Here is an 11,359-nt window from a genome sequence, read left to right on the forward strand (position 1 = left end):
GTTTAAATCACGTAGACTATAGCGCGCTACGTTAACATCGTAACACTCTCAATATTTATTCGCTTGGTGAAATCTTATGAACAATTTGCAATGGCTCGATGAAGTAAAATTTAACGAACAAGGTTTAGTCCCTGCCATTGCACAGCATCACCAAACGGGACGTGTCTTGATGGTTGCATGGATGAACCGTGAAGCTTTGGCTTTGACGGCTGAGAAAAACCAAGCCGTATATTTCTCTCGTTCACGCAACAAGTTATGGCACAAAGGCGAAGAATCTGGGCATTTTCAAACCGTACATGAAATTCGTCTCGACTGCGATGCCGATGTAATTGTGCTGCAAATTGAACAGCACGGCGGAATTGCCTGTCACACAGGGCGTGAATCATGCTTCTACCGTAAACTCACGCCAAATGGCTGGGAAATTGTGGATGCACAGCTCAAAGACCCGAACGCGATTTATGGCGAAAAATCGAAAAATCCACATACATTGGCAATGAATGCCTCAACGGCTCAGTCTGAGCAAGTTGAAGTTTTGTCCTACCTCGGTCAAATGATGGCTGAGCGTAAAGCAGCTGATCCTGACTCGTCTTATGTTGCAAAGCTGTACCACAAAGGTCTCAACAAAATTTTAGAAAAAGTCGGTGAAGAAGCGGTTGAAACCATTATCGCGGCTAAGGATTTTAAATCTGAAGCCAATGAAGACCATAAAAATGATTTGATCTATGAAGTGGCAGATCTTTGGTTCCATACGATTGTGGTTTTAGGCTATTTCGACTTAGACCCTCAAGTGGTTCTTAATGAATTGGCACGTCGTCAAGGGCTTTCTGGTTTGCTTGAAAAAGCCAACCGCAGCCACTAAGTTTATTGCCTGTGTCGAATATCATCAAACCGAGCGCGACTTATGAGCAAGCCATTGCCATTGATAACGCGCGTCTGGGCAAATCGTTTAAAGTGATTGCCTATGCAGGCACAGGTAAAACCACCACACTGCAAATGATTAGCGATGCCATGCCACAAAGACGTGGCATGTATTTAGCGTTCAACAAAGCCATTGCCAGCGAAGCGCAAACGAAATTTCATGGCAATGTCGACTGCCGAACCTTTCACTCGCTTGCTTTTCGCAGTGTTCCACGTGGAGTGACGGACAAACTTCGTCTGCCTCGTTTAAGTCCGAGTTTTATTGCCAAAGAATACCGCCTTGAACCCATCACCCTAAGACGGATGATGGGCGGACGTTATGAAAAATATGTGTTGATGCCATCACGCTTGGCCAGCCTTGTGGCCAATGCTGTGAGTCACTTCTGTTCAACCAGTTCTCAGTATCCTGCACCGCGACATTTGCAAGCACCGAGCTGGTTACATCCCGATGATATCGATTCACTACAAAAGCACCTCTACCCTGCCATTGAACGACGTTGGTTAGAGTCGATTGATCCCAACCATCAGGCTGGGATTGGTCACGATATTTATTTAAAACTGTGGGCGCTGTCTGAACCCAATATCCCAAGTGACTATGTGTTGTTTGATGAGGCACAAGATGCTGACCCACTGATGTTGGGCATCTTACTGAAACAGCGCAATACACAAGTGATCTATGTCGGAGATGCACACCAACAAATTTATGCATGGCGCGGTGCTGTCAATGCCATGCAACAACTGCCTTTGCCTGAGTCACGTCTCACCACCTCGTTCCGTTTTGGTGAAGAGATTGCATTGCATGCCAATGCTATTTTAGGCGCCTTGAATGAAACCGTGCCGCTCATGGGCAACCCTCTGCTCAACTCCAAAGTGGTCAACAAACCTCATACCAAAATGCGCGATGCGATTTTATGTCGCACCAATGCGCGCGCCATGGAATTGCTGCTCTCAGGACTGGTCCATGGTGACAAAGTCAGCCTGCAAGCCGACCATGTCAAACTGAACCGCTTTGTCGATGCCGCCGCGATGCTTAAACAAGGCAAACGCGTCACCGATGTGCCTGAACTGGCCTGGTTTAATTCTTGGCATGATGTACATGAATACTGCGAAACCAATGACGGCAGTGACATCAAGCCTTTAGTGAAATTGGTGGATGATCATGGCACCGATCCACTCAAAAAAGCCCTAGCGAAGATTACGCCGATTGAACAAGCGGATTATATTATTTCTACCGCACACAAAGCCAAAGGCTTAGAGTGGAATCGCGTTCACATCGAAGATGATTATCAGTTTAAGGTCAACGACAAAGACCATAAAATTAGTGATGAAGAGTTAAGACTGCTTTACGTGGCCTGTACACGTGCTAAAGTAAGTTTAAATATCCATCACATTTACGACCTGATGCAACAGCTGAAAAAACAAATGCCAAGCTCATTACGTAAAGTTGCTGGATAGTCGAATGTAAAAATAGTCACAACCGCTGCGGGTGTTCTATGAAAATTCAATCGATTCACCTGAAACACATCCTGCATTTTGCTGACCTTAAAGTCGATTTTTCTTATCACGATAAACCCGTCACTTTAATTTTAGGCGATCAAGCCTCAGGCAAGACCTCGATCTTACGTTTTAGCTATCAGGCTCTGACTTGGTTTGCAGCCCGTTATAAAGATTTACGCTCTGCAGGTGTGGTGATGTTAGATCACGACATTATGCTGAACCGCCTACAGTCCAAAATTGATATTCAAGTTGCTGTGCCCGCTGAGCTGTATGCTCTCAAACCTACGGCAGCCGATGCTGCGCCCGAACCCTATACATGGCAACTCTACAAAACCTTAAACCAACAAGGCATTGGCATCAGTCGAGTGGAAACATTGGAACTCGAACAACTGGTCAATCTATATCAGCAGGCAACGTTACAAGATCCGCTGCAAGGTTTGCCGTTGATTGCATATTATCCTGCGGAACGTTTTGTCAATGAGATGAATATTCTCAGCAAGAACAATCCCCTGATTTTCCAACATGCACATGCCTATGAAATTTCAGCTATTCCCTATACCACCTTTGCGCGCTTCTTTGAGTGGTTCCGTGAAATCAGCGATATTGAAAATGCGCAAACTGCACAGTTTTTACAAACGATATTGCATCAGCCCAAAAGCATGCCACCCGATATTCCCTTAAGCTATAAACTGGCTCAGGCTCAAGCACACATCCAGTCGCCCAGCCTACAAGCGCTTAAGCAAGCGTTAGCAACCGTTCTGCCCGAAATAGAAGATCTTTATTTGCAATATCATCCCAAGTTACAACTGATGGTGCGCTACCATGGCAACAGCATGCTCTATCAACAGCTTTCCAATAGTATTCGCAACTGGGTAGCGCTCGTTGGCGATATTGTACGACGTTTATGCCTACTCAACCCTGAAAGCCTGTTCCCGTGTTTAGAAGGTGACGGCGTGCTATTGATTGACGCGATTGATCATCAATTGGATCAAAATATGGCGCAAGTCATGTTAAAACGTTTAAATCAGGCTTTTCCTCGACTACAAATTATCGCCTCAGGCAACCGAAGTGAGTTGCTGGAACAAGCCAGTGAGTTTCAATGCCTCAAACTGGAAAATAAGCAATTAAGTCCGATCCAGCTCGAACCACTGCAACACCTGTTCGATGTGATTTACCAAAACCTTGCCAATCATGAAGCGACGAGTGGAAGCACCGAACCGATTGCGGCTGAACCCCAAGATTTAAGTGTGGCTGAATTATTCACACAGATTCAACAGCAACTCTCTCCCGAACAGCAACAGCATTTGATTACTTTACTCAGTGCTGAAGATGATGCTTCATCGGCAAATCCATTAACTTAGCCTGCTTCATAAGCATATCTATTTCAACCCTCAAAAACAGGCGACCAATGGTCGCTTTTTTACATTTCTTGCACTGAGAAAGTACCTGCCATCCACCAAGAAACAACCATCACGCGTATAATGTTTTGCGTCAGCGCAAAAAAGATTGATGTTGTTTTAGTCATGTTATATGATCGGTTTTACTTGCAAACTTCCAACTGAAATCGGATTTTGCTATAACGCTTCATGAGTTGCGCAACACAACTTCATTATTTTTAAATTTCACATTGGCTTTCAAGATTGAGACTCTTGGGCTGCTCTTTGCAGTCCTGTAATCCTTGAAAGATGAGATTCACCAATAGGTTTTGACCTATTCACGACAATGGAAACGAGTGTGCTACCGATTATTATATTGTTACCGTTAATACTTGGCACAACCCTTGTCTCATTACTGAAGCAGAGCTCACGCAGGCTAACCGCCTTCGCAGCTGTTGGGGTCAGTATGACAAGTTTAGGCTTATTACTGACCCAAGCACGAGAGGTGTTTAATGGCGCTGTCATTACGCAGTCGTGGTCATGGTTGCCGCAGCTTGGAATTGACTTCAGCTTCCGTCTAGACGCATTAGGCCTACTCTTTGCCTTACTCATTAGTGGCATCGGGACGCTCATTTATATTTATGCCTATTTTTATTTAGGCCCAAAAAATTCTCTCAATAAACTCTATCTACTGCTCATGTTGTTCATGGCAGCCATGCTCGGGATTTCTCTCTCCAATAATTTAATTTTACTCCTCGTTTTTTGGGAGTTGACCAGTATCTCATCTTTTCTGTTGGTCGGTTATTGGAGCAATTACGACGCGGCGCAACGTGGCTCACGAATGGCATTGACCATTACGGGTATGGGCGGATTAGCCATGCTAGGTGGTTTCATCTTGCTCGGCCAAATCACAGGTACCTACGAGATTGATCAAATCTTGACGATGACAGCACAAATTCAAAGTCATGCTTTATTTGTTCCTACGTTGCTGCTGATTTTACTCGGTGCTTTTACCAAAAGTGCGCAATTTCCATTCCATTTTTGGTTACCCAACGCGATGGCAGCTCCGACCCCCGTGTCTGCTTATTTGCACTCAGCAACCATGGTAAAAGCGGGCATTTTCTTGGTGGCACGACTGTTACCCATTTTTGCGGGTGCGGCACTGTTCCACAATTTGGTCACCTTTATTGGCCTATTTACCCTGTGTATGGCTGCGTTTTTTGCCATATTTAAAGAAGACCTGAAAGGTTTATTGGCCTATTCAACCATCAGTCATCTCGGCTTGATCATGTGTCTCTTGGGGATCGGATCACCATTGGCTGTGGCTGCGGCTATTTTCCATATTATTAACCATGCCACCTTTAAAGCAGCGCTGTTCATGATCGCAGGTATTATCGATCATGAGTCAGGCACACGTGATTTACGCAAGCTTAGTGGGTTATGGCAACTGTTACCTTATACGGCCACTTTGACGATGGTCACTGCTGCATCGATGGCTGGCGTGCCCTTGACCAACGGTTTCTTATCTAAAGAAATGTTCTTTACTGAACTGCTTAGCAATCTGTCTGGTCCTGTGCTCATCTGCTCCGCAATTGTCGCGACACTGGCGGGGATTTTTGCAGTCGCTTACTCTGTGCGTTTGGTACATGGGGTTTTCTTCGATGGCCCAGTGGGCAAGCAAGTTCCGAACAAAGATGCGCATGAGCCGCCGTTTGGCATGCGTGCACCGGCCACTTTACTGGCGATTTTGTGTATTTTAGTCGGCTTATTCCCTGCTCTCTTGGTTGAAAATATCGTCAACAGCACAGCACGCGCCAGCACCCAAGTGATGGACTTTGAAGGCGTACATCTTGCTCTATGGCATGGTTTTAACATGCCATTATTGATGAGCCTGATTGCATCGATTGGCGGTCTGATTTTCTATTTCAGTCTCGCGAAGGGTGGCAAAATTCGAGAAATTGATCTCGATCCATATCTAGGTCGTCTACAAGGTCGAGTTGCCTTTGACTTATTCCTTAAGTCACTCCTGCTCAACTCGCGCAAATTTAAACGATTGACTGAAAACGGTAAATTACAAAGCTATATTCTTTGGATTGTGATCTTCAGTATTGCCATAGTCTCACTTCCATTTTTAGGACAAGGGCTGACCACAGGTACCCGTGAACTCACCCATGCCCCTGCTTTAGCAGTCGTACTATGGCTACTGTTATTCTCTTCGTGCTGGATGATGCTATGGTTCCACCACGAACGGATTAAAGCGGTATTGATCAGTGGGGCGATTGGTTTAGTCGTAACTATGGTCTTTGTCTGCTTCTCTGCGCCTGATTTGGCTTTGACACAAATCACCGTAGATGTGGTCACCACCGTACTGTTATTGATGAGTTTATCGCTTTTACCACAACTCACTCCCTATGAGTCGAGTGTATCACGCCGTTGGCGAGATGCCCTGATTGCGATTGGCGGCGGGCTTGGCATTGCATGGATCACATGGCTTATCTTGACCCGTGATCACAACTCCATTTCATGGTTCTTCATGCAGCAGTCGATTCCATTAGGCGGTGGTACCAACGTGGTCAACGTGATTTTGGTCGATTTCCGTGGTTTCGATACTTTCGGTGAAATTACAGTCCTTGGCATTGCAGGCATTGGTGCACTGTGCCTAATGGATGGTATGCGTACCCACGGCACCACCATGACCAAAGGTCTTAGTTACCGTTTTAATCCATCGCCATTGATGCTTCGTATCACTGCGTCTTGGATTTTACCTATTGCCTTGGTAGTCAGTCTGTATATTTTCCTGCGTGGACACAATCTGCCTGGGGGCGGGTTTATCGCGGGTTTAATTACCGCTTTGGCCTTGATTATTCAGTACATGGCACTCGGTCAGGATCATGCAGAACAACTGCTCAAAGCCAAGTCTGGTCGTTTGTATGAAATCTGGATTGGAACAGGTCTGGTCATTGCAGGATTAACAGGCTTAGGTGCATGGTTCTGGGGACGTCCCTTCCTCACCAGTGCACACTTTTATGTGTCGCCACCGATCTTAGGAGAAATGCACCTAGCGACAGCTGCACTGTTCGATGTCGGGGTTTATATCACGGTTGTGGGTGCAACCATGCTACTTATTTCAGTACTCGGGGACTCGCGTCACTCTAGTATGTCTGGTCCAGTACCGAAGGGGGATTAATATGATTAGTTTAGAACTGTTACTTGCCTCCGCTATTGGTCTGTTGACTGCCACAGGCATCTATCTGATTTTGCGTGCCCGTACCTTCCCTGTGGTACTTGGCTTGGCCATGATTGGTTATGCCGTCAATTTATTTTTATTTGCCATGGGGCGACTTCAACTTAATGCACCCGCAGTACTCACGGAAGCCAGCAAAGCCACTGACCCTTTGCCACAAGCCTTGGTGTTAACCGCGATTGTGATTGGCTTTGCTACCACAGCGTTTATTGTACAATTGGCTTTACGCAGTCGTTATGAAACAGGAACCGACCACGTTGACTCTAAAGAAGAAATACCACAAATTGACCCACGTGAGGATGAGCCATAATGAATGACTTCATCCAATTTTGGACCGAACACACCCCAATTTTTAGTATTTTAATTCCTGCCATTACTGCCTTTATTTTGGTATTACTGGGCAATCCTGGATCAGGTTCTTTAGCACAAGACTGGCGACAACCGTGGCGTCGAGGCATCAGTTATACCTCTGGCCTTTTGGGCTTATTTACAGCGGTCAACTATCTAATCTTTGCCAGCTCTGGGCAAATCAGTGTTTATAACCTGAGTGAATGGGCTGCACCGTTTGGTATTGTTTTGGTCCTCGACCAACTGTCTGCCCTGATGCTGGTTTTAACCTACGGCTTAGCTGTTCCAGTGATGTGGTTTGCCAGCAAAGAATGGGATGAACGTGGCCGTTACTTCCATGCCATGTGCCATTTCCTACTGATGGGTTTAACCGGTGCCTTCCTGACAGGCGACTTATTTAACCTGTTCGTATTCTTTGAAATTTTGTTGATGGCTTCCTATGTCCTGTTACTGCACGGTCAAGGCAAAGCGCGTTTTCAACTCGGCATTCACTATGTCACCATTAACTTGTTGGCATCAGCCCTGTTTCTGATTGGTCTGGGCATGATTTACGGTAGCGTCGGCAGCCTCAATATGGCGGATGTTGCACGTCTGATGCCTCTATTGGAAGGCGATCAACATCGTATTGCTGTTGCTGGCGGGTTGTTGTTGTTTACAGTCTTTGGCATTAAAGCAGCCATGCTACCTGTCGGTTTTTGGCTACCGAAAACCTATGCGGTTGCAACCACTCCTGTAGCAGCCCTGTTCACCATCATGACCAAAGTCGGTATTTATGCCATTTTACGTGTTAATGGCACCGTATTTGACGATGCAATTAGCCGTGAAATCCTGCAATACATTTTATTGCCGATTGGTTTAATTACCTCAGTATATGGTGTGATTGGCGCGATGGGTGCGGAACGCTTACGTCGTTTCATTGGCTTTATGATTTTGTCTTCTGTCGGCACGATTTTAATCGCCATTTCCCTGTTCAATACCTTGGCATGGGCAGCGGCACTGTATTATTTGGTGCACAGTACCATTATTGCGGCAGCTTTCTATATTTTAAGTGGTTGGATTACCTCTCAACGTGGTGAGTTTAAAGACCACTTTAAAATTGCACCGCAAATGAAACAGCATAAGGTGGTGGCGTTAACCTATTTCACCATTGCCTTGATGATGGCAGGTTTACCACCCTTTAGTGGCTTCTTAGGCAAAGTGTTTATTCTTCAAGCCACCGCACACTCACCGTATCAATTGCTGATTATTGTGACCGTTTTAGTGGTGAGTTTATTAAGTATTATTGCGTTTACACGTGTGGGTTTCGTGATTTTTTGGCGCGCAACTAAACCAGAAGACAACCCGGATGAAGCTGCTTATGCCGCGTACCAAGCTTTGCCTGAACAAGCACCGAAGCGCAATGACAAAACCATCTATCTCTTGTTGGTCGGTTTAATCGCTTATATGGTGTTTGCAGGTCCAATTCAAAAGTACACTTACCAAACGGCTGAGCAAATCCAAAATAATGTGCTCTATGAACAGACTTTACTCAAAACTGATGAGCATGGGCAAACCATTAGCGTACAACCTTTCGACAGTGAAAATTTACCTGAAACCAAATATGGTGGCGAACGGGTGGATCCAAATGCACATTTGATTCCATATTTAATTTCAGAAGAAACACTGGAAGGCGAACATATTTCCGAATACAAAAAACGCCAAATGCAACAGCAACAACAGGCTGAAGTGAATCCCGATGCTGAAAGCCTACAACCGATGGTGGAGCCTTAAACATGAAAAAAACGTCGTTTTTGGAGCGTTGGTTACCCCACCCTTTTGTCTCGGTGATTGTTGCGCTGAGCTGGGTGATGTTGGCACATAGTGTCGATGCAGCCAGCTTAGTGATGGCATTTTTACTGGCTATTTTTATTCCGCGTCTGATCAGACCATTCATTACTTACACTCCAAATATTGAATGGAAAGCGGCGCTGAAACTATTTTTTGTGGTGTTATACGACATTGTGGTGTCGAATATTCAAGTGGCTAAATTGGTCCTTGGTCCGATTGATCGTCTACAACCCAAGTGGTTTCGTGTTCCGTTGGAAACACAACATGAGGAAGTAAACACCTTACTGGCGATGATTATTACCACCACACCAGGCACTGTTTCAGCAGGCATCGATCAAGATCGCGGGGACATTTTAGTTCATGCCCTCAGCACCGATGATGAAAATGCCGAGATTGAAAATATTAAAGCGCGTTATGAAAAACCGTTGATGCAAATTTTTGGCGTCGAAGCAGGAGACAAAGCATGACTATTTTGCCTTATGCCCTCGGGATTTTTTTAATCGCCGTCACCATTTCAATGTTGCTGTGCTTAATTCGCTTAATCATCGGTCCATCGATTGTAGACCGACTCTTAGCACTCGATACACTCTTTTTAAATGCAATCTGCCTCATTATTATTTTAGGCATTTACTGGGCCAGCACTTCATTATTTGAAGGTGCTCTTTTGGTTGCGATGCTCGGCTTTGTCTCTACAGCCGCTTTAGCACGCTACTTCACCTCAGGTCATGTGATTGACTAGGAGCGAGATCGATGCAACTTACGATGGAAATTTTAGTCTCCATTTTTCTCATGATCGGCACTTTCTTCATGCTGGTCGGAGGGATTGGAATGGTGCGCCTGCCCGATTTATTCATGCGCCTGCACGCTCCAACCAAGTCAAGTACCTTAGGCTTAGGGAGCTTCTTGATCGCGGCAATGATCTATTCTGCATTCCAAGGACGCTTTGGTTTTGCTGAGCTGTTATTAACGCTGTTTGCCTTCTTAACTGCACCTGTATCGGCAAATTTAATGGCGCAAGCGGCTTTGCACTTACGCTTACGCTCACTAAGTGGTGACGTTCCAGAAGCACTCAATCGTCCACTGCCTTGGCAACGTACTCGTCGCAGAGCTTTTAGCAATAAGCATGAAGACACTGAACATCGTCTTTAAATGCTTGTGTCCTTAAAGATATAAAAATAAATACATTTCTAGCGCTTCAGCACTGACATGGTGGTGTTGCGCTAATCTGTATATTGTACTAATGATAAGGTTCAAACGTATTAGATATAGTCAAATCATTATAAAACCAATACAATGGTGCAATGAGTTATTCAGAACATTTTAGACGTAAAATTTTAGCTAAGCTTGAGGAAGGTTATTCTATTCGAGCGGTAGCTGCACAATTTGAAATTAATAAAAATACCATTGTTGAATGGAAGAAACGTATAGAGATTAAAAAAACTCGTGTACGTAAACCTTCTAAAATTAACGATGATGCTTTACGTGAAGATGTTGAAAAGTATCCTGATGCTTATCAATATGAACGTGCTGCACGTTTTAATTGTGGTGTTTCATCTATTGGTGCTGCATTAAAGCGCTTAAATATTACAGTTAAAAAAAGACGTTAAGCCATCCTAAAGCAGATACAAAGCTTAGGGATAAATTTATTCTGCAAGTGAATGAATTAGAAAAAAACCATCCGATTATTTATCTGGATGAAAGTGGTTTTAAGTCACATGATTATAGACCTCATGGCTACTCACGAAAAGGAGTACCCTGTTTATGGCAATATAATTGGCAATTAAAGAATCAGACCAATGCCATTGGAGCAATCCATGAGGGTAAGTTATTTTCAGTCGGTTTATTTGACTGCAAAATCAATTCAGATGTTTTTCATTTTTGGATTGAGCAATTCCTCATACCGGCATTACCAGAAAATAGTGTAGTGGTTATGGATAATGCAGCATTTCATAAAAGAGCAGATATTCAGGAGTTATTGGAACAACAAGGGCATAAAATTCTTTGGCTTCCTGCATACAGCCCTGATTTAAATCCTATAGAACAGATGTGGGCATGGGTTAAACGTAAGCGTAAAGAATGGTTGATCGACTCAGTCGATGAGTTATTTCGAGTTTTTTTCGAATCTTGTATGAATAATAAAGTAGTTTGA

Annotated in this window: 11 protein-coding genes; all 11 read left to right on the top strand. The window is 44.4% G+C overall.

The genetic code is table 11. The features are described from left to right. The first annotated feature begins 76 nt into the window (after positions 1-76). The 11 genes from hisIE (at position 77) to AC4CUZ_RS01510 (ending at position 11,359) form a co-directional block, all read left to right on the top strand. Positions 77-859: a bifunctional phosphoribosyl-AMP cyclohydrolase/phosphoribosyl-ATP diphosphatase HisIE gene (gene hisIE, locus AC4CUZ_RS01460; protein WP_004978775.1), complete on the top strand. Its 783-nt coding sequence runs from the start codon at positions 77-79 to the stop codon at positions 857-859. A gap of 11 nt (positions 860-870) precedes the next feature. Beyond that, positions 871-2,373, top strand: coding sequence for an AAA family ATPase (locus AC4CUZ_RS01465; RefSeq protein ID WP_078388536.1), 1,503 nt, complete (start codon positions 871-873; stop codon positions 2,371-2,373). A 38-nt stretch (positions 2,374-2,411) separates the two neighbouring features. Beyond that, positions 2,412-3,776: an ATP-binding protein gene (locus tag AC4CUZ_RS01470; protein WP_114836920.1), complete on the top strand. Its 1,365-nt coding sequence runs from the start codon at positions 2,412-2,414 to the stop codon at positions 3,774-3,776. Between the two features lie 361 nt (positions 3,777-4,137). Continuing rightward, positions 4,138-6,978, top strand: coding sequence for a monovalent cation/H+ antiporter subunit A (locus AC4CUZ_RS01475; RefSeq protein WP_005400933.1), 2,841 nt, complete (start codon positions 4,138-4,140; stop codon positions 6,976-6,978). 1 nt (position 6,979) lies between these two features. Next, complete coding sequence (locus AC4CUZ_RS01480) at positions 6,980-7,345, top strand: Na+/H+ antiporter subunit C (protein WP_004692695.1); 366 nt, start codon at positions 6,980-6,982, stop codon at positions 7,343-7,345. Next, positions 7,345-9,153, top strand: a complete 1,809-nt coding sequence (locus AC4CUZ_RS01485) for a monovalent cation/H+ antiporter subunit D (RefSeq protein WP_114836918.1) — start codon at positions 7,345-7,347, stop codon at positions 9,151-9,153. Before AC4CUZ_RS01480 ends, AC4CUZ_RS01485 begins: the two co-directional genes overlap by 1 nt. Before the next feature lie 2 nt (positions 9,154-9,155). Further along, positions 9,156-9,677: a Na+/H+ antiporter subunit E gene (locus AC4CUZ_RS01490; RefSeq protein WP_004978767.1), complete on the top strand. Its 522-nt coding sequence runs from the start codon at positions 9,156-9,158 to the stop codon at positions 9,675-9,677. Next, a complete protein-coding gene (locus AC4CUZ_RS01495) occupies positions 9,674-9,949 on the top strand; it encodes a monovalent cation/H+ antiporter subunit F (protein WP_490747156.1) in 276 nt (91 codons plus the stop codon). Before AC4CUZ_RS01490 ends, AC4CUZ_RS01495 begins: the two co-directional genes overlap by 4 nt. Positions 9,950-9,960: 11 nt before the next feature. Then, the gene (locus tag AC4CUZ_RS01500) at positions 9,961-10,359 is read left to right on the top strand and encodes a Na+/H+ antiporter subunit G (RefSeq protein WP_004692702.1); all 399 of its coding nucleotides are present in this window, start codon (positions 9,961-9,963) and stop codon (positions 10,357-10,359) included. 152 nt (positions 10,360-10,511) lie between these two features. Further along, complete coding sequence (locus tag AC4CUZ_RS01505) at positions 10,512-10,817, top strand: IS630 transposase-related protein (RefSeq protein ID WP_000122230.1); 306 nt, start codon at positions 10,512-10,514, stop codon at positions 10,815-10,817. A gap of 47 nt (positions 10,818-10,864) precedes the next feature. Continuing rightward, complete coding sequence (locus AC4CUZ_RS01510; RefSeq protein ID WP_490747157.1) at positions 10,865-11,359, top strand: IS630 family transposase; 495 nt, start codon at positions 10,865-10,867, stop codon at positions 11,357-11,359.

The organism is Acinetobacter sp. 789_lipA (assembly GCF_058242845.1).

Bases quoted from the DNA above. Each gene is read 5' to 3' on its own strand.
- AC4CUZ_RS01485 (WP_114836918.1), top strand. From the start codon at position 7,345: ATGAATGACTTCATCCAATTTTGGACCGAACACACCCCAATTTTTAGT.
- AC4CUZ_RS01490 (WP_004978767.1), top strand. From the start codon at position 9,156: ATGAAAAAAACGTCGTTTTTGGAGCGTTGGTTACCCCACCCTTTTGTC.
- AC4CUZ_RS01495 (WP_490747156.1), top strand. From the start codon at position 9,674: ATGACTATTTTGCCTTATGCCCTCGGGATTTTTTTAATCGCCGTCACC.
- AC4CUZ_RS01480 (WP_004692695.1), top strand. From the start codon at position 6,980: ATGATTAGTTTAGAACTGTTACTTGCCTCCGCTATTGGTCTGTTGACT.
- AC4CUZ_RS01475 (WP_005400933.1), top strand. From the start codon at position 4,138: ATGGAAACGAGTGTGCTACCGATTATTATATTGTTACCGTTAATACTT.
- AC4CUZ_RS01505 (WP_000122230.1), top strand. From the start codon at position 10,512: ATGAGTTATTCAGAACATTTTAGACGTAAAATTTTAGCTAAGCTTGAG.
- AC4CUZ_RS01470 (WP_114836920.1), top strand. From the start codon at position 2,412: ATGAAAATTCAATCGATTCACCTGAAACACATCCTGCATTTTGCTGAC.
- AC4CUZ_RS01500 (WP_004692702.1), top strand. From the start codon at position 9,961: ATGCAACTTACGATGGAAATTTTAGTCTCCATTTTTCTCATGATCGGC.
- hisIE (WP_004978775.1), top strand. From the start codon at position 77: ATGAACAATTTGCAATGGCTCGATGAAGTAAAATTTAACGAACAAGGT.